Here is a 19,626-nt window from a genome sequence, read left to right on the forward strand (position 1 = left end):
TCCTTTGGAGCTGTTGGATCATGCCAACACGTTCAGCAAGGAATGAGCAGCCAACCCTATCAGGATGCCAGGCAACGCGGTGGCGGCGGCGTCCCAGTACTCGACGCCGTGCATGGGCGTGCCCGTGCTGCGGTTGTCCAGCCAGTCGGCGCCTTCTTTTGTGATTCCTGCCACCAAAGCCGCTAGCGCGGCTGCAGCTGGTGCGCCGGCTATTGGGGCCAAACCAATTGCAGCGAGGCTAGCCCACACCAGTAGCGCGAAAGCCGCCACTGCTGATCCGATGCCGAAGTGCATGAGTTTGTCGCGGGGGATATTCATGATGCTTGCTCCAATACTGCGACTCGCGTAGTTAAACGATCGATTAGGGCTTGCTGCTCTTGCACGGCCTTGATAAGCATAGGCACAAATACTGAATACTTGACAGACTTGGTGACTTCGCCAGTTAGCTCGCGCTCTGTGTATTCCTCCTGTCGCACGGTAGCTGGCGAAACAATCTCGCCGTCTTCACCAAGTACAGCTGGAACCTCAACCTCGTGGGTTTTAGTTATCTCATGCGAATCATGGGACTCTTCCACTAGCCCGGGGAATATCAGCTCAAGCTCCTGGGCGATAACGCCGAGTTGTTTTACTTCTGGTTGATCTTTGAGCTTGTAATTAACTACGCGAACGCGCATCAAATCTTCCAGCTTAGGACTGGCGTCCGTAATATCCTCTTTTAACTTAATATCAGAAATCGCCCCGTAACTATTATTCGTGTTGGTGACGTTACCTTGCCCGCCAACGCGAAAAACGGAAACACTGTTGCTAAACGCATCAATGTGGTTCCAGGTAGCCCCTGTCGCAGCGGTGGATGCACTACTTACAGATAGACCGTATCCACTCGCTCCACTTTGGTTGTAAACCTCTGCAGCGTAGTTGCTTGAGTTATTCTTAACAAGCCTATGAAACGAACCACTTGTAACGCCCGCAAGAAAATTCCCGCTTGAGTCAATGCGAGCGCTGCCAAATCCATTAGTACCGAGTATCAAGTTTCCGGTCGCATGTCTATTAAGAACTAAGGCATCCCCATTGAGGTCTTGGCGCAATAAGAACGAGGTACCACCTGCTGTATTGCCACCGCCAGCAAGATCAATATTAGCGTTGGCCCCAGCACCAGCACGCACAAAGAAACTGCAGTTACCACCAAGGCCAACACGAGAAACATCAAGGGCTGCCGTAGGCGAAGATGTACCGAGACCGACATTGCCTGCCGCATCCGTAACTACTGCACCGCTCCCAAAATTCACCTGCCCCGAGACAGTAAAACTACCCGTCACAGCACCGGCAACAGCCTGCGGCACCATGGCGTTGAATTGGGTAACGAAATTGGCCAGAGCCGCAAAGAAGGCATCAGCCCGGGCCGCGAAATTGGCAGGGTCGGACCGCTGTGGCGGCGTGGGTAGTGCGGTGATAGGCATTAGGTAAGTCCTTCAATTTCTAAATTGCAGGCGCTGTAGGTTTGAAACTCCACAACGATGGAGAAATCTCGGTAAAAGCCAAAAACAATCAGCGCCTGGTATTGCGCGCCAGGCGAGCCGATCCAGACACAAGGGGTGGCACGCAAGGCCCCGATCAGCTGCTGGACCTTGCTGACCTGCGCAGTGGGCAGGCTCAAAGACACCGACATGCGCTTGCTGTAGGCCCGCTTCACGAATGTGGTGATCCCGAAGGCATCGGTGTCCTTGCGGCTGTAGTCGATGACGCCAATCCTTGCGCCAGGGCGTGTGTCGCCCAGCTCATAGACAGTGCCGACCACCAGCCCGCCGCAAGCCACCGACCCGCCGCCGGTGATGCTCACGATGACGCGTGCGTTGATGTAGGGCGGCAAGTCGGTCAACACCAGTTCGGTGAGCGGGTTGAACGCCTCCCACACGTACTGATACCAATCAGCGATCAACGTACCGTCCAGCTGCACGGTTTGGTTGTAGACCGTAGCGCCGCCTGGGCCATCGGTCACCGTCACCGTCGCGGCACCGCCGACGAGTGCCAGCAAGGCCACGCTGTTGACATAGCCGGGCGCCAAGGTCACATTGAGCGGGCTGGCCAGGACCGTAGCGGTGCTGATTTGCTGATCAAAGCAGGCCCAGCGGTTGGTAGGCCCTACGTCCAGCCACCAGGTGGCGTTACTGTCGGGTGCATGCCCGGTATTGGCGGCTTGCAAGCTTTCATAAATGCGGTGCGTGCTGGCCAGGATGACACGCGCCCCGAGCGCGTAGGCCGTGCCAGCGCCCCAGGCCGGGTAGTCGTTCTCAGGCGCGGTGCTGCTGACCAGAATCGCGTCAGTTACGGCAATAGGCTTGATGACTTTCATATGGACGGCATCGTGATCAAGCCATTCGGGCCTTCCAGGCGAGCCAGAATGCGGGCAGTGGCTTGCGTGGCCTCGGCGATGGAGATCAGACCGCGCTCGGTGGAGTCGCGCAGCGCCCTGATTTCCGCCGCGTAGGCCACCGCTGCCAGGTCTTGCGCCGTCATCGCCTTGGTGCCCGGCCCAGTGGGGTCATCGATCTTGACGCGCCGGTCAATCACCAGCGCCAAGCCGGTGATGGCATCGGTCAGTGGCGCATTGGCAAAGTCAACTTTGCCGCTGAGCAGCAGCGAGCTGTTCGCCTTGCCCGCGATCGCGTCGATCAGCGTGCGCTCGCCAGCGGTCAGCGCCGAGCTATCAAGCAGGGTCTTGACGGTCTTGGCCACGGTTTGATCTGCCTGCACAAGCATCAAATACTGCTCTTGCGTCAGCGCACCCACACTGATGGCGGACTGGATGACACGCGACACCGTGGTATCGGTGGCCAGCAAGGCGGCGCGATCGGTCGCCGAGAGCTGACCCGCAAATGCAGCGCTCAGGCCAATGGAGCGGGCGCCGGTGGTCTCAGCGTTGACCAGCAGCGCTTTGAGCGCATCGGGCACGTTGGCGGCCATGATGCCGCTGACGGTCACTGCGTAACTGCCTTCACGCGCCAGGATCACGCGCTTGATTTCGTCGGGCAGATTGGAGTCTGTGGTGATCTGCAAGGTGGCGCGGATTTCACCCAAGGCCGTGCCGAAGGCCTTGGCCAGCGCACCGCCGGCCTGCGTGTTGTCATCCAACACGTCCAGCTTTTGCAGCATCGTCACTTGCCATGCCACCACGGCCGGCAAGGCCTGCAACTGCACGGCGATGCGCGAGGTCTCGCGGGCCAGGGCCACAGGGTCGCTGGCAGCATTGCGGGCCGCTTCTATCAGCGCCTTGGCGCTGCCCACCACGCGCCCGCTGGCGTCGGCATCGCCGCCCTGGGCGGCGCTGAGATCAGCGTTGTAGGTGGCGCGAGCCGTGCTCAGGCCCGCGCCGGCAGTGCTGCCCAGCAGCTCAGCGATAAAGCTGGCGATGCCTTGGCCCGCGCTGGCCAGCTTGTTGAATGCGGCATCGGCCGCATCGGCAACTTTGGCAAACCCGTCTGACAAGGCGAGCACCTGGCCCAGCATCTTGCGGCCGGCGTCGCTGCTCGCGTCGATGCCGCGCACCAGGTCCACAAAGGCCGTGCGGGTGCTGGGCATCGCCAAGCCCAGTTTGGCAAAGTCAGCCCGCACGCCCGCAGTGACGCCGGCCAGGCGTTCAGCATCGGACAAGAAGTTGTCGCTGAAGCTCTTGAGCGCGCTTTGCAAGCCTTCCAGACCACCTGCGCCGCGTAACAAGCTGCTGCTGACCGCATCCCCCTTTACGCCGATCTGGCTCAGCGAGGTGCGCGCAGCAAGCAGCGACTTGTAAGTGTCAGCCAGCTCGGTCGCCGTGCCGTCCATCACAGACATGATCTCGCCCAGCCCTGACAACTTGCCGCCCATCAGGCGCTGGAAGATATTGCCCGTGCCGGCAATGCGCTCGCTGGCCAGCACGCTCTGGCGCAGCAGCTCGGCACCCACATCGCCCTGCTTGTTGACGATCGCCGCAAAGTCCACCGCTTTGAGCCCCAAACGCTCCAGCGCATCTTTGGCCACCTCGACGCCCGAGGCGACACGGGCGACGGTTTGCAAGTAACCCTCCCCCACTTTCTGGAACTGATCCAGGCCGGGCAGCGCCGCATGGGCGATGTTGTCGCCAGCTGCACCGAGCACGGCGCTGAGTTTTTCTTGAATCTGCGCGCCGCTCAGGCCGGCCAGGTCAATCTTGCCGATATCGACCACGAAGCCATTGAGACGCGACTGCACTTCGCCCAGCGCCAAGCCCAGCGGCCCGGCCGCAGCCAGGGCCGTGTCGGCGAAGCTTTTGAAGATCAGGCCCAGCTGCTGCTCCAGCTCCGCACCGGCAGGCGTCAGCTTGCTGCCGCTGCTGCTGCCATACGTGATGCCCAGGAACTTGTCCTTGGTCTTGGTGTCGGTGTAGTAACTGGCATCAAAGCCACCCGCAGCAATGGCCGCCAGTGACTGCGGTGCGGCGCTGATGCCGTTGCCGGTGATGCTTGTTTTGCTGCCAAACAAGCCGCCCAGCAAATTGCCCACCAAGGGCACGCCAGCAAGCACTTGGCCTAGGGCATTGGACTTGAAGCCGGTCTGCACCCCGGCAGCCGCAGCGTCAAGCCCGCCGGTGCGCAAAATCAGGTTGGTCAGCCCGCCAATGCTGGATTCAATCGCGCGCAAGGATTGCAGCATTTGAGCGCTGTAGCGCATGGTCAGCGTGTCCACCTCGCGCAGCGCTTCGATGCTTTTGGCGATGGACTCGCTCTTGCCGCCCGCGTCTCCAAACACCGTGCCGGTGCCGGTGTTCGTCACGGCCGCGCCACCGCCACCGCCCGAGAAGGCACCGCCCAGCACGGCGGCGATGGCGACACCCGCTGCAGCCATGCCCCAGGGACCAAGCGCCGACATGAAGCTCATGAACACGCCGGGCACCTTGGCCGCGTTGCGAGCTGTTTCACCGGCCACCACCGCCGAGGTCTCAACAGCCTGGCCAGCCACGGCCGCTGTGGCCACTGTGCCGATCAAGCCGGCTTTGGTGAGCGCGCTTTGCACCGCCAAGCCCAGCTCGATCGCGCGGAAGCCTCGCTCGGCGATCTCCATGGTCTTGTAGCCCTTGGAGCCTTCGTTGAAGAAGCCCTTGGCGGCGCCGGCCAGCGTGCCGTAGCCATTGATTTGCGCCTTGAAGTTCTTGGCGTCGATCTGCGCAAGCAGGGTCGCATCGCTGCCGGCATCCAGGCGGGCTTTGTTGTAAGCCTCTTGGGCCGCGATCAGTGCGCTAAAGCCGGTGACGAAAGCGCTCAGCGACTGGCTGGCTTTGTCGAACCCTTCCGCCACTTGACCGCCGATGTTTCCATCGAGGTAAGCGCGGGCGTCTTTGCGGCCAGTCAGCTCAGCCAGCTCGCGGCGCGACTTTATCTCGGCTTCGATGGCTGCGGCTTGCTCGGCGTTGCCATTGGCGCGCGCCTTGTCGGCCTGGTCTTGCAGGCGCGCGACGTGCACCACCTCCAGCGCTTGCGCGAGCGAGATGTGCTGCGCGGCCACAATGCGCAGCGCTTGCTCTTCGTCTTGCATGCCTTGCACGGTCGCGGCGACCGAAAGCGCGCTGGTGATCGCCGCTTCAGCCAGGCTGGCATTGAACTTGTCGGTTTCCTCGGTGGCCTTTCTGCGGGCCTCTTTCCATGCGTGATCAACGGCCGCGCTTCGCTCTTCGGCGATGGCCAGGGCGAAAGCCGCATTGGCGGCGTCGTTCATGCCAGGGATGCTGGCGTTGATGGCGTAAGCAGCGCTGGCGCGGTATTCATTCGCCTTTCGCTGCGCCTCCGTCCAGCCGTTCTCGGTGGCGATGGCTTTAGCGGTTAGGGAGGCGGCCTCTTCCATGGCCTTTTCCCATACCTTGGCGGCATCTTGCTCGGCCGCAAAGGCATTGCCCGGCTTAGAGTCTCCCCCGCCCTTACCGCCAGTCAACACGGGCTTGGTGGCCAGTAGCGCGGCGTCTCTGGCCGCTTGGTCGGCGCCGCCACCGCGCTCGAAGAGTGCCAGCCGAACCTTGCGCTCGGCACGGGCCTTGATTTCTGCCTCGACCGCGCCTTGGTATTTGCCGAGGTTCTTGTAGATGCCAGCGATGTCGGCGTTGTAGCCTGCATCGAGTGCGGCCTGCTCGGCGTCGAACTGCGCCTTGATCGCATCGCGGCCTTTGCCGCCAGTCAACTGGCTGTCGGCCACCAGCGCGGCTTGCCGGCGCAGATAAAGCGAGCCCGAGTTGTAAATGCCTTCGAACTCTCGCTTAACGCCCCGGGCGCTGGACCAAACAAGGTTCAGCCCTTCGCCTGCCACGGCAACGGCGCGCGCCACCGTGTCGGCCCACTCAGGCCACGCTTCGCTGTTGGATTTAAGGATTTCAGACACCGAGGTCAGGCCAATGTCCAGGCCCTTCAAGGTCTCATTCGTCTGCGGGCTGTTGTTCAGGGCGAGCAACAGGCCCGTCCAGGCCGAGGAGAGGCGGTTCATATTGGCCTGCACGCTGTCAGCCGCAGCCGCCACGCTGCCAGCCATGTCGGTGCGCATCTGCGCTGCAAAGCGGGGCAAGAAAACATCGGTGGCCACTTGGCCTTGCTCCAGCATCTTGCCGAGCTCGCCGGTCGTGACGCCCATCGCGCGAGCCGCCGTCTGGAATGCGCCCGGTAAGCGCTCCCCGAGCTGGCCCCTCAATTCTTCGGACGCCACAGTACCTTTGCTGATCATTTGTCCTATGGCCAGCAAAACACCAGATGTGTCTTCGGCGCTCAAGCCCATGACGGTGCTGGCTTTGGCAACCGCATCAAACACGCTGCGCACACCCTCACCTTCAAGGCCGGTATTTTTGGCAGATGCTGCGACTTTTGCGAAGCCGTCGCCAGCGCTTTTGAGGTCAAGCCCCAACTCGCGCACCTTGGCCCGCAGAAACTCGCTGTTGTCGGCAAAAGCTTTGCCGCTGCCGCTGGCAAACTCCAGGGTGCGGTTCATCTTGTCCACTGCCAAAGCGGCGGCATTGGCTTCCTTGGATAAGCTCGCAACCGTGCCCACCAAAGCCAAGAAACCCAGACTAGCTTTGACCGTCTGTTCCAAGGCTTGCAACTGCTGGCTGATGCTCTGAACGCCACGGCTCGCAGCACCCATGCCCCTATTGGCGTTTTCGCCAGCTCTTTGCGCACTATCGCCAAAGGCTTGAGCGCTGGCGCCTGCGCTATTCAGGCCAGTGTTGACGGCAGCGGTGCCGGAAATACTCAGTTTGACTGCAACTTCAGTCGCCATAGCGCATACTCCGGCTCATGTTCGAAACTGCCTTCTTATTGATCAGCATTGCGGGCGTCTTTGCATTTGCTCCCCGCGTCGGAGCAGCGAAGGCTTGGCCAGGTGGTGCGTTTCCTTGGGTCTCGCCGGCCTTGCATGTGTCGGACTGGACGCTCGCGGGCACCGTGTTCGTCATGGTGCCGATGACGTATTTCAACTTGCATTCGCCGCTTTGGCTGCTCGGCCTGCTTACGGGAAGTTTTTCACTGTGGGTGGTTTGGGCATGGCTTGTATCGGCTTGGCGCGCCTGAAGCTTCGCTCGGCTGGCGTTACTTTTCACGCATTTCAGCCCACCCCTGTAGCGCGCCACGCTCCATTGCCTGCAACTGCAAAAACCGCAGCTTTGGCCGCATGACGCGCTTGATGCGCATGAGGGCCTCAACGCCGGCATAGTCAAGCCCCGTTGGCCCTGCCATGCTGACCTGCCATTGCGTTTGCACTTGCATCCACAACTCGAACGCGGGCACATGCTCAGGCCACAAGTAATACGGCTCATCGACAGGAACAACGACCTCGGCCTTGAGGCCAAAGGCAGCAAGCGCGTCGTCGACATCAGCTGCAGCTTCATCGTTGTGGCTTTTGAGTTCGCCGCGTGCCCACAGCCGCGCGGCCTCACTTAGTTTTTTGCTTTCTCCGCCAAGCTGTCCGCTTGCACAACAGCGCGTAGATAGGCATTCAAAATCAGCTGCTCTATGCCCACCAGCGACAACATGCAGTCGAAGGCCTCGGCCGTGAACTCTGCCATTTCGCCGGAGCCGTTTTGCACCAGCCTTTGACCACGCCAACCGACGATCTGCTGTTGCAACAGATCCTTTGTGGGCAGATCGGTATCATTCATGGCGGCACGCAGGGCTGCTTGGTCCATGCGTTTTGCGCGCAGATGAAAGAAGAACTCGGTCTTCTTGCCGATCTGGTTTTGATCACTGTCGGAGGTGCTGAACTTGATCGGCAATTCGATTACAGGGGCGACGGTGAGGGTGTAAGACATAGCGATTGAATTGGTTTTTAGTGAAAAGTGTCGAAGTCAGTAACGCCGTAACTGAGCGTTTTTAGTTGTAATGAGTGAGGCCTATTGCGTCACGATGCGCAGTTCGTCATTGCCCGCGCCACCTGCCGAGGGCACCAAGCGCAGGTCATACCCGCACAGCGCCGAGCCGTTGAGTTCCACGGTCGTTGGGCTGATCAACTGGACCGCCGGAGCGTGCAGGATGATCTTGTTGCCGGCCGCCAGGCCGATGGTCAGCGCCAAGCTTTGCGTGGTGTTGGCTTTGACGGTGGCCATGAAGGTGACAGCCTGGGCGGCGGTAAGGTCCAAGTCGACATGGCCGGTCATTGCACGATCGGTGATGTCCACCCGCTCCGAGCTCAACAGCGGCGTGTAACTGACCTGGTTGCCAAACTGAATCTCCAGACCCGTGCTGGGGTAGATAACACCGCTGGCGATGGCGCCGAGCGAATAGGTGGCGCCCAGGGTGATGTCCACAACATTGGCCTTTGTCATGGCTGGCGGCGTCTTCCACGGCGTCATCGTGGGGGATGCATTGGCGACGGCACTGACGCCACCGTCCAAGCCGATGAACTCAAACTTCAAGACGGGCCGCTCGCCCACTTTGGCGCTCAGCGAACAAGTGCCCATCGCGCCCAGCAGCTTGTGCAGCACGCCGTCCAGGTGGTAGTAGATCGTCAAGGTCTTGAGCAGCGTGGACACCGGCGTGTACTCGACACGGTTTGGCGTAGCCAGTAGCGCCTCGGCCATCGCGCAGCCAATCAGCAAATCACCCCAAGCCGGCGCCGTAGCCGCCGTGCCTGAGCCGGCCAACTCGACCGTGAACGCGCACTTGACAGAAGCAGGCCCGGTCAGCTGTTCAGCACCGCCAAAGTAGCCGCGCGTCAAAGCGCGATCAATGTTTTTGGCATCCAGCGGCGTGATGCTCATGTCACTGATCAAGACAGCATCAGCCGCGCCGGTGGGCGCAGCATCGGTGCCAGGCGTAACTTCGACCTTGGCCAAAATGACGGTGTTGCGGATATAGCGGGCCATGCGGGCCTCCTGTTTCTAAATTAATGGGGTGCTGGTATGCGCCGCGTTAGGCCGCTGGCGCAGTTGCGGGCGCTGCTGCTTACGCGGCATCAGGCCCAGGCTCATTGGCCACCCAAGCACCCGGCGCGGCCGAGTCCCAGCGCCAAGAGCCGCCGCCCGGCGGATTCGAGGTGGGTTCCAGCACCTCGGGGCTCGTGGGCAGCTCGGCGGCGCTGGAAGCCACGCCGGCTGCAGCGTTTGGCTCAGTGCCAGGCTGACCCGATGCAGTAACGCCGGGAAGGTCTTTATTCGTCTTGGCCATGGTTCAAATCCTGTAATCAGTTTTCACACGAAACTCGTCTGTCCACCAGAGCTGCTGGTTTTCAAACCTCAAAATTCGCCCTGACGTGAAGCTCACTGGCTCGCCGTTGCTGGCGTCAGGCACCCAGCCCATCAGCGCTGCACGCAGGGCGATGCGCTTGGCCGCCAGGTCGGCAGCGGCTGCCGTGCCGGTGGCGTCGCGCAAATTGCTGATCACCAGCACCACGCCAAACTCCTGCGCGATGCGCTGGTGATGCACACCCAGCATGTCCGGCCCCTCGGCCGACTCCGCCAAGGGCAGGCAGTAGGCCGCTGGCGCCACCGAGGTGCTGGCGATGGCGGCATCCAAGTCGGCCACCCCACTGATCAGCACAAAGCCGGTCAGTTGTGCCTTGAGGCGGGCAATGATGGGCGTCATGTCCATATCAAGGACACCTCATTGCGGCGGCGCAAACCGGTCCAGCAGCGCACTGCCGAACTGCTGCGCTGGCGCCCGCACGGCCACCGCTTGCGCGCCAGCGGCTGGCGCCAGCAGCGCAGCCGTGGGCAGCGCGATCGCGCCGCTGCCAATCTTGTCCAGCACCGCCACCGCCTCTTTGTAGCGATTGCGCACCTGCTCGGTTGCTCGCAGGTCGGCCAAATAGTAACGCGCCAAATCAGCAGCCACTCTCACCAGCACGGCCGGCACACTGCCCAGGGGCAGCGAATAGCGCACAGCCAAGCGGGTGTCAATGTCGGCATCTGCGTCAGCCAGGGCTCGCGCCACCGTCACCACATTGATCGTGACGCCGGCCGTCGGGTCGGTCAGTTGCGCCAGCTCTTGGGAGCCGAAGCGATCAACGAGGTCTTGTTGGGTGGCGTAGGTCATGGCAAGTTACTTGCGGGCTGGCTTTGGCTTTGTTTCTGAGGCTGGCTGCGACTCAGGCGCAGCCACAGGCTCGGACGCAGGCGCAGGCTCAGGCTCAGATTCGGGCTTGGGCAAAGGCGCAGGCTCGCGCGCGGGCACCTCGCCCCCGGACTCTGCCGAGGCAAGCTGGGCCACCAGCTCAACGCGCGGTGGCGCTTCCTGGGCAGCGCCGATGGCGAGCAGTTCGCCCGCACCGCGCAAACTAATCCCGTGGTCCCGAGGCTCGAATTCGTCGCCCGGCTCCAAAGTCATGTCAGCCGCCACGCGTATGGCTTCAATTGCAATCAAGCGCATTTGGCAGCTCCCTCAGTTAGGCGTCTGGATGATGTAGCCCGCAGCAATGCCGCTGAGCACCGCTGCGCGTTCCATCTCGACGGGGTACTTCCAAGACGCCTTGTCGTTGTCCCAGAACGGCTCTTCAGCCATGGGGTGGCCCTGCATGACGTAGGTGTAGCCAAAGCTGGGGTCATAGCGGCTGCGCAAACCTTGGCCGTTCTGTGGCACATAGGCCAACACGGCGTAATTGCCCCAGATGTCCTGAGCTACGCCAACGTCGTTCCAATACACGGCAGCACCCACCACCACTTTGCCTACATTGAACAGGCCGGCCAACATCGCGGGCGTGATCTGCGTGGCGTCCATTCCGTTTTGGCCGTTGTATTGAAACCGATTGACCACGTTGGGGTTGTTCTTGCAAGCATTGAACACCGGCGCACTCATCACCAGCACATTGGGATAGAGGCCGCAAGCTGCGCGAACCGCTTCCCGGCCGGCGTCCACGTCGGTCAAAGGCGTGCCGGTGGCTGCGCTCCATTTGGCAGCGCCGGCCAGCACGGCCGATTTGTTCGCTGCACCGTAGTTACCGGGCGTGAATGCCAAATTGGCCTGCTCGACTTCCAGTGCCAAGCGGATCGCCCGCATCGTGCCTTCAATGCCTACCTGGTCAAGCGCAATACCAGCCACGGCCGATGCGTCGCGCTGGTGTTCCCGAGGGATGACGCCTTGCAGCCGATGATTGGCCAGCGCAAAAGGCTTGCCCGAGTAGCCGAACAAAATTTCACGGGTGCTGCCGCCCGGCGAGCGGCGGGTGGTGTACAGGCGAAAGGCGTCGCGGTCGAACTCCACGATCTGCCCGCCTGCTGCGCCGACATAGACTTCAGGGAACAAATTGTTGCCCACGAATTCCATGCTGGAATAGCCTTGGGCGATATTGGTCAGGATGGGATCAACGATCCGCGCGCCTGCGTTGCTGGTTGGCATTTTGGTGCTCCGTTAAGAAGGGAAGATGGGGCGAAAAGAGCGCAGTGGGGCGCGATCAGTTCATCAAGATTTCGATGAATTCACCGGCAGCGCCGGCAGCCTGCAACGCATAGCCGACGATGTACTGAGGCAGGTCACCACCCGTGAAGGTCGGGGCGCCGGAAACCGAGCCCGCGCCGTTGGCCACTGCCGATGTCACGGCTGTACCGCCTGCCGCTACGGCCAAGGTGCCCACCGCGCCGGTCAGCGCACTGGCCGTGATCACCCGCCCGGCGGCGTCCATGGCCAGCGCTGCCCCTACCGCAATGGCGGCCCCGGCCTCACAGACGGCGGTGCCCTTGGTCACTACCTCCAACTCGGTGCCCGAAGCGCCAGGTCGGCGTGAGATGCCCATGACCTTTTGGCCGGCAACGGTGGCTTGTGCCTGGTTAAAGCCGACGCCCCGGTACACAGCGATTGCGCCGACGGCCACGATTGACAGGCAAAGCAGTGGGATTCCTTGTTGCGACATGGTGTTTTGTCTTTCTAAAAGTTACGGAGGAGTGCTCAGGCGCCAACAGCGCGGCAGGCCGCTACAAAATCAGTGCCCGGATGGGCGCGCTGGTAGTCCTGGACTTTGACTAGCAAGGCGCCTCGCTCAGGTCGCACGATGGCGCCGGGAGGCGCTGCGAAGGCCACTGGGCCCTCTTGCTCACCGCCAGCTGCGCGGCCGTTTGTAGCGCGCATGCCGCCCTCCACCAAAGGCGGGCGTGCACTCAACAAGGCCTTGAAGGCAGGCAGCAGCGGCGCTTTGGCTTCGCCTTCGCCAAACTGCAACACCGCGCCCGAGGACTCAGCGTGAGCGGCGATCGCATCCAAGGCGCTCACCACAACTTCAATTTCGGCGCTGCCCAGAATTTTCTGGGCCGCCAAGCCCTCGGCGAACGCCACGCCTTCGGCATGCGCGGCGTCAAGCCGGGCTTTGGCGGCGGCCGTGGCGGCGTTGGCCAGCTCTTGGCGCAGGCGTGTGTTTTCAGCTTCGAGGGTGGCTTTTTCTTCAGGGGTCACGGTGATCTCCGTTGGGTGGATAGGGGCCGCAAATGCCGGCAAGGCGGCGGGCGCCGGGGCGACTGCGGTTTGAGCTGCAGCCAATTCGGCCTGAGCGCCGCGCTCAACGCTGGCGACCAGGTAGGGAGGAATGGCGCTGTCAGCGTCGGCCGCGCCGAACTTGGTCAGCAGCCAGTCACGCAGGCCGCGCCACAGCGAGGCGTTGTCCACGTCGTCCCACTCGCTGAACTCCACCACGCCTTCGCTGTCGGCGGCGTCGGCGCTGAATGCGGCCGTGAGCGTCGGCGTGCGCATGCCTTTCACGGCAGGTGCTGCGCCACCCAAGAAACCCACATGGCGCAGGTAGTAAACGCCCGGTACCGGATTGCCCGGCGAATTGGGCGACCAAAATGCCGCGCTGATCTTCTTATATGTACCTGCGTTCACCGCGTCGGCAAATTCGGGCATTACTTGCTGGGGGGTGGCCTCCAGTGCGCCATCGGTAAATGCCAACTGCGACACCCAGCCATAGGCCGGGCCGTCCAGTTCGGGGTGGCCCACCACCAGCGGCGCTTCATGCAAGGCCGGGTCGTAGGCGGCCGCGCTGGCGGCCAAGTCGCTGGCAGCGAACTGCAGCGTGTTGCCGTTCATGGCCGTGTGGCGGCCAGGCTTGAAGCATTGCAGCGTAGCCGGTGCAAGGTTCGCAGCGGTCGGTGTAATCAGGGTGATGGGCTTGGCGGCAGGCATGGGCCGAACTTTGATCGGCGCCAAGCATTGTGGCCATGACGAGCTGCTTCACCAGTCTAGGGTTTCGGTTTGGCCTCACGCGCGCGCGGCGCATGGCCGGCTGGTGGGTGTCGGGTTGTGGGCCACTGCCCCGATAAGCCCGATAGCCCCGATTGGGTCAGAGCGTGCCAAATTCACGCCCAGCCGGGCTGCTGACCCTTGCCCCTGAATGCCAATGCCCCTAGACCCGCGTAACTTTCGCCTATGCCGCGTTACTCCACCTTCGGTGCGGGGGTAGTAGCCTAAAGGGGCTAAAAAGCCTTAAACGGGCTATAAATCAAAACGCACTTAAATCGGGTTGTCAAGCCACTTTGCCGGTACTGAGCCAGGCACTGATCTGGGCCATGATCTCTGCCTGCTCGGCGGGGTACAAAGTGCCATCATCCTTCACTGGCATGAAGGGGCGCGCCGGGATGATGATGCTGTGAGCCTTGGCCTCAAAGCTGCGCTCAAGCGCACGTTTATGGCTTTTCTTGGCAAAGATCAGCCCCTTGCCATTCATGATGGCGCTGCGCAGCAAATTACCCTTCGCGTCGGTGCGGTGGCGCACGGTGACTTGCTTGGCCGGCCGGTCAATCTTGCCGCCGAACTGATGAATGGCCGCATAGGGCGTGCCGGCCCGCACTGTCAGCGCCTGCCGGTCAGCGCTGGCAGTGATCTGCTGGCGCAGCCGGCCTGTTTTGCCCACCAGGGTTTTGCGGCTGTCGGCATGCTTCTTGGGCAGCCAGCTGCGCCCATCCGGCCCGGTGCTGGATTCAAACCGATGCTCGGCCCGCTGGGTGATTTCTTCACCGATTACACGCAAGGCGGGCTGCATATTTGTGACCCGCTCACTTAAAGCAGTGAGTGCGGCTTGCACGGCTTGGTCGTGAACTTCAATGTTCAGCATGGTGCGGCTCGTCGGCTCAATAAATCAACTGATCTCGCCCGATATGTCCAACACCGTCAGCGTCAACATAAGTGAATTCGGGAATGCTCTCATCTTCTTCCCACACTGGGTAGTACTGGACCAGCTCGGGCGGCAAGTTCCAATATGAGCCCACGACAGCGGCCATGTCCGTGTAGCTCTTGAGCGGGTCGGGCCCCAGCGTCCAGGCCCAGGGCGTCGGGTGTGCCGGCACACTGCCCCATGTGGCCATCTTGCGCACTTCGTCAGCGTCGGGGCCAGAGACCTCGCCGGTCAGCGGGTTCCACGAAAAGACCAACCCCGGCATCAGCGGATTGCCACTTTGCGATCGGCAGTTGAAATCAAACTTCATGGTTTCCAATGATGTAACAGGCCCACAACCAGGTCAAACATTTCTCTGTCCGCTGACCACAGCTGGCTGAAGCTGCGTTCGGCCTTACCCCAACTCGCCGAAGGGCCACCGGCCGCGCCCAGTACCGACTCAAACGCCATGGTCATGACCTCAAGCGCACCGCGCGGTCCATATTCCTTGCCCTGATAGGGGTTGATATAGCCGTCTTCGCGGGTCAGCTCATTGGACTTGTAACGCATTTCTGGCTTCAAGTCCATCAGTCGTTTCAGCGGCTGGCCGGCGGTGCGACGGGCGTGCAGGTCTCTAAAGAGTTGATCCAGCTCGGGCAAAGCCGCCTGCAGCCGATGGGCGTATTCATGCACAGCATTGCCGAGGTCGCCCGTGCGCACTTCCATCATGCCTTCGCCTTGCAAGATGCTGCGGACCGAACCAAACGGGTCTCTTATCCGGGGGTAGTCTTTATCAGCCGTCCAGGCAAAGCCGCGCGACCCCGCCTTGGCCCGAACCTTGAGCGGTCCCATCGCATCGGCCGCAGCGTTCCAACTCGCCGGGTAGAGTTTGGAGGCTTCTTTGACCAGAGTTGCCCCGAGGCCTTTGCCATCCACAGCGCAGGCCGTGCCGGTGATGCCTGCACGGCGCAATTGGTCCTGCAGGGATTGCAGGCAAGCGGCTGGGTTGGCGGCCCCATCGGGCAAGGCGTTGGTCACTGTGCGCCCGGCGGCAATGATTTCGTCCAGCGACTTGGGCGTGATGGACGGTGCGACCTTGGCCCTTATTGCCGATGACGAAGCGTTTGCCGCCACCGCTAGCGCCTGCTCTGCCGCCTGTGCTTCCCTGGCCAGTGTGGGCGCCATGGCACGCCTGAGTGCATCGGCCAGCGGTGTGTCGAGCTTGATCAGCTTTTGGTCTATCAATGCCTGCAGCGGCGTGGCCACGTTTGCCCCAGGCGCATAGTCAAAGCCCCTGTCAATGCCCACTTGCACGCCAGTCTTGGGGTCGATCTGCTCCCATCCGGCGGGCGGCTCGGTGGCGGCGCCGGTCGCCGGGGCGGCCACCGGGTGGATCTCGCAGCGGCAGCCCCAGCCGTTGGGTGCGAAGTGGGTTTTCCAAAACGGGTGCTCGATGGGCAGGGTCAGGCCGTGCCAGGCCAAGTGCAGGTGCCGGGGGTGCAACTGGCTGTCACTGTGCACATACTTCCAGAATGGGCGAAGTTTGGCGAACTCGGGCTCGGTGAGCTGCTGATAGCGGCCGGCTGCGTAACTGGTGCTCAAGTTGGTCTGGTAGATCACCTTAGTGCGCCAGGCCTCGCCCCGGACGCTGCCTTCGCCGGTCCAGCCCGACCAGCCGTGCTTGGCCACAATGGCCTTGAAGTTCTGGCGAAAGGCGTGCAGGCCGTCTTTTTCAATCACGGCGTCCACCGCGCCGCGCAGGTCTTGCAGCAGGTCAGCCTTGGCCGCACCGGCCACGATGAAGGCACGGTCATGGGCGCGGGTCTTGATGTCGTCCCATACCTCGGTGGGCAAGTTGAGTTTGGCGCGGAAGAAGGCCAAGCCTTCAGCGAAAGGCGTACCGAAACCAAATTCAGCCGAAGCAGCGGCCTTTGGCATCAGACCGCCTCGGCCTGGCTGCGCACGGCGTTCATGCCCTTCAGTTCAGCCAACGCAAAGGCGGCAGCCATCAGCTTGACCAGCTCATCAGTGGGCAGGCCCCCATAAGTCGCCACCAGCAGGTTTTGCAGCTCGGCTGTGTCACCGGCCTGGTCAACAAGCAAGCTCACCTGGTCGAGCAATTGGCCCCAGACGGGTGCTGCGGCGCTGGCCAGCGCGTCTTGCTCGGCCTGCGTGGGGTCGGATGGCTCGGTGGCTAAAGCGGCGGCGGCTTGAGCAGCAAACGCGACGGCGTTCAATTGGCCGGGCTTGGTCGGCATGGCCACAGGCGGTGCAGCGTCCACCAGGTCCGACTCCTGATAGCCATAGTTACGCATCCAGAACGATTTGGTGAAGGTCGCACCCGCCTCATGGTTGCTTTTGTCGCGCGCGGCCTGCAACTCGTCCTTGGCCGCCTGGTCCCACAGGCTGAAGGTGGGCGCGGCTTGGCCTGGCCAGTTCATGGCCACCGTCCAGCGAATCAGCTGATTGACGGCTGCGGCCACGATTTCGCCGTCAGCGTCGCGCAAGTCGCCGGCCACATCCATGCCGGCGTGGGCGCTGGCCTTGTTGGCGCTGGCTTCTACAGTTTGATTGGTGCCGGTGAGCACAATGCTGATCTCACCCCGGCAGTGCAGCACCAGGCGCTCATACAAGTCGGAACTGGCGGACTTGCTGCCCGATTCCAGCGGTGCCACGCTGCCGTCTTCGGGGATCACGCCCACGCCGTTCTGAATCAGTGCCTCCAGGTCACTCAGCAGCGTCTGGCGCTCGGCCGCGTCGGCGCTGCGGGGTAGCTTGCCGTAAAGAAAGGTGGAGCCGAACTTCTCGGCAAAGTTCAGCCAGAACTTCATGCCGCCTTTTTTGAAGATGGTGGGCCAGTAGCACAGCGCCAGGTCCCCCAGTCCGTAGGGGTTCTGGTAGGTGGCGTCTTGGCGCGGCAACAAGAATTTACGCTCGGGTAGTAGCTCGCCATACAGCGGCGAGGCGCGGGTTTTGAAGCGAAGGTTGTTCTCTGAGTCAAAGCAAAACCACTCGGGCGGCAATGCAATCACGTCAGCTGCCCAGGTGCCCTTGAAGCGCCCGCCAGCACCGCCGCGCCAGTCAATCTCCATCGGGGCGTAACCAAACAGCGCCGCGTCCAAGGCATTGCCAATGATGCGCTCCATGTCCAGGTCGGCCAGCATGTCGGCGATGGCCTTGGCCACACGGGCTGGCGCTTGGCCCCGGTCAAGCCCCCATTGCAGCGCCTTCACGGCGCTCTTGCGGCGGCGGATGCAGGCACCCACATGGCTGTCGCGCGCAATGTCGCGGTAGGTCTTGATGTCTTTGCCGGTGGCTTTGAGGATGGGGTCAGGGTTGGGCAGCAGCAGGCCCATGAAGTTGTAATCCAGCGCATCAATGCGCCGGGCCACTTGGCCGCTGGTGAGGGCACGGGATTGGATCGGGTTCATGAATCAATAGCCTCTGAGGTCTGGACGGTCGCGGTCATTGCGGTGCTGGCCTGGTCGGCTGGCCACGCCCACTTGGCTCAGGCCACTGGTGGCGGCCATCCACAGCATTTGCAGCGCGTCGGGGCCATCGTCGTGGTCGGCCTTGGGGAAGTGGCGCAACTGCTCTACCAGCGTTGTCTGCGAGCTGTGCAGCAAGATTTGTTGGTTTTGCATATGAGGCTGCAGCGACTCAATGCGCAGCAGCTTGTCGCTGGACGGGCTGATGGCCCGCGCGGGCATGGGCACGCTGGCCGCATGGGCGCGCTTGATCAGCTCGGTGCGCAAGAACTCCTGAAACTGCACCGACTCCACCACCCAGAGTGCACAGCGGTAACGCCGTTGCAGCTCGATCACGTCACTGATGATCTTGTCGGGCAGGCGCTTTTTGATCAAAGCCTCCACCACATAGAGCACGCCTGTCGGCCGGTGCAAGGCGCCCACCAGCAAGGCGGATGGGTCGCGGCTGGCGCCAGCCTTGCCCAGGCTGGGGTCCACCGCGCCAAAGAAGATCAGCTCGGCCGGCCTGCAATCGGGCAAGCTCGCCCAGTAGCTGATGGCGCTGGCGAAGGGCGCGCTGTCGCCCGCCACGGGGTCGTTTTGATACTCGGAGTCAAAGGTGTGGTGGCCGTCGCGGGCGCGGATTTTCATCAACACCAAAAGCGGGCGAGCCGCCCAGCTGACGGCGCTACCGGCATCCATGGCTTGCTGGTGCGCGGCGTAAAAGGCGTCAGCCGCGGCTTCGCCGAAATTGCGCAGCGCTTCTTCCCAGCGCTCCCACAGGGTCATGTCCTGGGGCCAGGCCAGCAGCGCTTTGAAGCGAGCCGCGCGCCACAGCGGGTTGGCCAAGGTGCGACTCAAGACCGAGTCGTAATGCAAGATGGTGCCGATGTAGACCACATCGAACTTGGCGCCCGCGCCGCCCAAGGGCAGCACGGTTTTGCTCAGCCAGGCTTGCAGCTTGTCGCGCTGGTCAGGGTTGCGCACCTGGTCGTCGTTCTCGATATCGTCCAACACGCAAAGGTCCGGCCGGTAAGGGCCATGCCGCAAGCCCCGTAACTTTTTGCCCGAGCCGGCTACTTGCACTTTGGCATCGCCCCGCGTCACGATGGTGCCAGCCTGCCAGACGCGGCCCTGGCCCACCTGCTCGGGGAAGTCCAGCGCAAGGCGAGGGTTGAACTCCAGCTCGGCCTTGATGGCCTCCAGCATCGGGTAAGCCTGGTCGATGCTGTCCATCACGATGACGGGGTAACGCTTGCGCTTGGTGACCAGGCACCACAGCACAAACAGCTGGCTGACCAAGGTGCTCTTGGCCTCGCCGCGCGGGGCGGCGATCGCATCGGTTTGCCCGGTCGGTGCTGCCACGATCTCGGGCAGGCGTGCAAACAAATAATCATGCAGCCGGCTGCGGTGCGGGCTGCGGATGTAGTGCGGAAAGTAAGTCAGCGTGAAATAGCCAAAGTCGTCTTGCGCCTGCAAGCGGCGCGATTGAACTGCGGCCGCATCGGGGCTGAAGCCCGTGACTTCGGCTTCAATGCGCTGGCGCAGCGAGGCGGCGAGTTCGGCCAGGTCGGCCGTGAAGGTGGATTTGCGGGTCTTAGCCATGGTC

At 62.3% G+C, this 19,626-nt stretch carries 20 protein-coding genes; 1 reads left to right on the forward strand and 19 read right to left on the reverse strand.

Annotated features, from left to right (window positions below; translation table 11 throughout):
- Positions 1-18 precede the first annotated feature (18 nt).
- The 4 genes from LNV08_RS11670 to LNV08_RS11685 are packed head-to-tail and all read right to left on the reverse strand — an operon-like array spanning position 19 to position 7,263.
- A complete protein-coding gene (locus tag LNV08_RS11670; protein WP_263533865.1) occupies positions 19-318 on the reverse strand; it encodes a hypothetical protein in 300 nt (99 codons plus the stop codon).
- Complete coding sequence (locus LNV08_RS11675; protein ID WP_263533866.1) at positions 315-1,457, reverse strand: tail fiber domain-containing protein; 1,143 nt, start codon at positions 1,455-1,457, stop codon at positions 315-317. Before LNV08_RS11675 ends, LNV08_RS11670 begins: the two co-directional genes overlap by 4 nt.
- Positions 1,457-2,350 carry a hypothetical protein gene (locus LNV08_RS11680; RefSeq protein ID WP_263533867.1) on the reverse strand — a complete coding sequence of 298 codons (894 nt, stop codon included), beginning with the start codon at positions 2,348-2,350 and terminating at the stop codon, positions 1,457-1,459. The genes LNV08_RS11675 and LNV08_RS11680 overlap by 1 nt, the downstream gene beginning before the upstream one ends.
- A complete protein-coding gene (locus LNV08_RS11685; protein ID WP_263533868.1) occupies positions 2,347-7,263 on the reverse strand; it encodes a tape measure protein in 4,917 nt (1,638 codons plus the stop codon). The genes LNV08_RS11680 and LNV08_RS11685 overlap by 4 nt, the downstream gene beginning before the upstream one ends.
- A 17-nt stretch (positions 7,264-7,280) precedes the next feature.
- Here LNV08_RS11685 and LNV08_RS11690 point away from each other — a divergent pair, with 17 nt between their 5' ends.
- Complete coding sequence (locus LNV08_RS11690) at positions 7,281-7,553, forward strand: hypothetical protein (RefSeq protein ID WP_263533869.1); 273 nt, start codon at positions 7,281-7,283, stop codon at positions 7,551-7,553.
- A gap of 18 nt (positions 7,554-7,571) precedes the next feature.
- Here the strand turns inward: LNV08_RS11690 and LNV08_RS23175 are convergent, their stop codons facing one another.
- The 15 genes from LNV08_RS23175 to terL all read right to left on the reverse strand — a co-directional run bounded on the left by LNV08_RS23175 (position 7,572) and on the right by terL (position 19,622).
- Complete coding sequence (locus tag LNV08_RS23175; protein WP_414858725.1) at positions 7,572-7,784, reverse strand: DUF1799 domain-containing protein; 213 nt, start codon at positions 7,782-7,784, stop codon at positions 7,572-7,574.
- A 134-nt stretch (positions 7,785-7,918) separates the two neighbouring features.
- On the reverse strand, positions 7,919-8,290 hold the full coding sequence (locus tag LNV08_RS11695) for a hypothetical protein (protein ID WP_263533870.1): 372 nt from the start codon (positions 8,288-8,290) through the stop codon (positions 7,919-7,921).
- 81 nt (positions 8,291-8,371) lie between these two features.
- Positions 8,372-9,343: a phage tail tube protein gene (locus LNV08_RS11700; RefSeq protein WP_263533871.1), complete on the reverse strand. Its 972-nt coding sequence runs from the start codon at positions 9,341-9,343 to the stop codon at positions 8,372-8,374.
- Between the two features lie 79 nt (positions 9,344-9,422).
- On the reverse strand, positions 9,423-9,644 hold the full coding sequence (locus LNV08_RS11705) for a hypothetical protein (RefSeq protein ID WP_263533872.1): 222 nt from the start codon (positions 9,642-9,644) through the stop codon (positions 9,423-9,425).
- 3 nt (positions 9,645-9,647) lie between these two features.
- Positions 9,648-10,067 (reverse strand): hypothetical protein, encoded by a 420-nt coding sequence (locus LNV08_RS11710; RefSeq protein ID WP_263533873.1) that lies wholly within the window; start codon positions 10,065-10,067, stop codon positions 9,648-9,650.
- 12 nt (positions 10,068-10,079) lie between these two features.
- Positions 10,080-10,511: a gp436 family protein gene (locus LNV08_RS11715; protein ID WP_263533874.1), complete on the reverse strand. Its 432-nt coding sequence runs from the start codon at positions 10,509-10,511 to the stop codon at positions 10,080-10,082.
- A gap of 6 nt (positions 10,512-10,517) precedes the next feature.
- Positions 10,518-10,844, reverse strand: coding sequence for a hypothetical protein (locus LNV08_RS11720; protein ID WP_263533875.1), 327 nt, complete (start codon positions 10,842-10,844; stop codon positions 10,518-10,520).
- 12 nt (positions 10,845-10,856) lie between these two features.
- Positions 10,857-11,810, reverse strand: a complete 954-nt coding sequence (locus LNV08_RS11725) for a major capsid protein (protein ID WP_263533876.1) — start codon at positions 11,808-11,810, stop codon at positions 10,857-10,859.
- 55 nt (positions 11,811-11,865) lie between these two features.
- A complete protein-coding gene (locus LNV08_RS11730) occupies positions 11,866-12,321 on the reverse strand; it encodes a capsid cement protein (protein WP_263533877.1) in 456 nt (151 codons plus the stop codon).
- 35 nt (positions 12,322-12,356) lie between these two features.
- Positions 12,357-13,583 (reverse strand): peptidase, encoded by a 1,227-nt coding sequence (locus LNV08_RS11735; RefSeq protein WP_263533878.1) that lies wholly within the window; start codon positions 13,581-13,583, stop codon positions 12,357-12,359.
- Positions 13,584-13,923: 340 nt separating this feature from the next.
- On the reverse strand, positions 13,924-14,511 hold the full coding sequence (locus LNV08_RS11740) for a phage virion morphogenesis protein (protein ID WP_263533879.1): 588 nt from the start codon (positions 14,509-14,511) through the stop codon (positions 13,924-13,926).
- A gap of 16 nt (positions 14,512-14,527) precedes the next feature.
- A complete protein-coding gene (locus tag LNV08_RS11745) occupies positions 14,528-14,881 on the reverse strand; it encodes a hypothetical protein (protein WP_263533880.1) in 354 nt (117 codons plus the stop codon).
- Positions 14,878-16,488: a phage head morphogenesis protein gene (locus LNV08_RS11750; protein WP_263533881.1), complete on the reverse strand. Its 1,611-nt coding sequence runs from the start codon at positions 16,486-16,488 to the stop codon at positions 14,878-14,880. The genes LNV08_RS11745 and LNV08_RS11750 overlap by 4 nt, the downstream gene beginning before the upstream one ends.
- Positions 16,488-17,981, reverse strand: a complete 1,494-nt coding sequence (locus LNV08_RS11755) for a DUF935 domain-containing protein (RefSeq protein WP_263533882.1) — start codon at positions 17,979-17,981, stop codon at positions 16,488-16,490. The genes LNV08_RS11750 and LNV08_RS11755 overlap by 1 nt, the downstream gene beginning before the upstream one ends.
- Before the next feature lie 3 nt (positions 17,982-17,984).
- Entirely contained in the window at positions 17,985-19,622 is a 1,638-nt protein-coding gene (terL, locus tag LNV08_RS11760) for a phage terminase large subunit (RefSeq protein WP_263533883.1), read from the reverse strand.
- Between the last annotated feature and the right edge of the window lie 4 nt (positions 19,623-19,626).

The sequence above is a fragment of the Paucibacter sp. TC2R-5 genome (assembly GCF_025717605.1).
Lineage (GTDB): Bacteria > Pseudomonadota > Gammaproteobacteria > Burkholderiales > Burkholderiaceae_C > Paucibacter_A > Paucibacter_A albus.

Excerpts from the sequence above, each read along its gene's own strand:
- LNV08_RS11670 (WP_263533865.1), bottom strand. The coding sequence starts at position 318 with ATGAATATCCCCCGCGACAAACTCATGCACTTCGGCATCGGATCAGCA.
- LNV08_RS11675 (WP_263533866.1), bottom strand. The coding sequence starts at position 1,457 with ATGCCTATCACCGCACTACCCACGCCGCCACAGCGGTCCGACCCTGCC.
- LNV08_RS11680 (WP_263533867.1), bottom strand. The coding sequence starts at position 2,350 with ATGAAAGTCATCAAGCCTATTGCCGTAACTGACGCGATTCTGGTCAGC.
- LNV08_RS11685 (WP_263533868.1), bottom strand. The coding sequence starts at position 7,263 with ATGGCGACTGAAGTTGCAGTCAAACTGAGTATTTCCGGCACCGCTGCC.
- LNV08_RS11690 (WP_263533869.1), top strand. The coding sequence starts at position 7,281 with ATGTTCGAAACTGCCTTCTTATTGATCAGCATTGCGGGCGTCTTTGCA.
- LNV08_RS11695 (WP_263533870.1), bottom strand. The coding sequence starts at position 8,290 with ATGTCTTACACCCTCACCGTCGCCCCTGTAATCGAATTGCCGATCAAG.
- LNV08_RS11700 (WP_263533871.1), bottom strand. The coding sequence starts at position 9,343 with ATGGCCCGCTATATCCGCAACACCGTCATTTTGGCCAAGGTCGAAGTT.
- LNV08_RS11705 (WP_263533872.1), bottom strand. The coding sequence starts at position 9,644 with ATGGCCAAGACGAATAAAGACCTTCCCGGCGTTACTGCATCGGGTCAG.
- LNV08_RS11710 (WP_263533873.1), bottom strand. The coding sequence starts at position 10,067 with ATGGACATGACGCCCATCATTGCCCGCCTCAAGGCACAACTGACCGGC.
- LNV08_RS11715 (WP_263533874.1), bottom strand. The coding sequence starts at position 10,511 with ATGACCTACGCCACCCAACAAGACCTCGTTGATCGCTTCGGCTCCCAA.
- LNV08_RS11720 (WP_263533875.1), bottom strand. The coding sequence starts at position 10,844 with ATGCGCTTGATTGCAATTGAAGCCATACGCGTGGCGGCTGACATGACT.
- LNV08_RS11725 (WP_263533876.1), bottom strand. The coding sequence starts at position 11,810 with ATGCCAACCAGCAACGCAGGCGCGCGGATCGTTGATCCCATCCTGACC.
- LNV08_RS11730 (WP_263533877.1), bottom strand. The coding sequence starts at position 12,321 with ATGTCGCAACAAGGAATCCCACTGCTTTGCCTGTCAATCGTGGCCGTC.
- LNV08_RS11735 (WP_263533878.1), bottom strand. The coding sequence starts at position 13,583 with ATGCCTGCCGCCAAGCCCATCACCCTGATTACACCGACCGCTGCGAAC.
- LNV08_RS11740 (WP_263533879.1), bottom strand. The coding sequence starts at position 14,511 with ATGCTGAACATTGAAGTTCACGACCAAGCCGTGCAAGCCGCACTCACT.
- LNV08_RS11745 (WP_263533880.1), bottom strand. The coding sequence starts at position 14,881 with ATGAAGTTTGATTTCAACTGCCGATCGCAAAGTGGCAATCCGCTGATG.
- LNV08_RS11750 (WP_263533881.1), bottom strand. The coding sequence starts at position 16,488 with ATGCCAAAGGCCGCTGCTTCGGCTGAATTTGGTTTCGGTACGCCTTTC.
- LNV08_RS11755 (WP_263533882.1), bottom strand. The coding sequence starts at position 17,981 with ATGAACCCGATCCAATCCCGTGCCCTCACCAGCGGCCAAGTGGCCCGG.
- terL (WP_263533883.1), bottom strand. The coding sequence starts at position 19,622 with ATGGCTAAGACCCGCAAATCCACCTTCACGGCCGACCTGGCCGAACTC.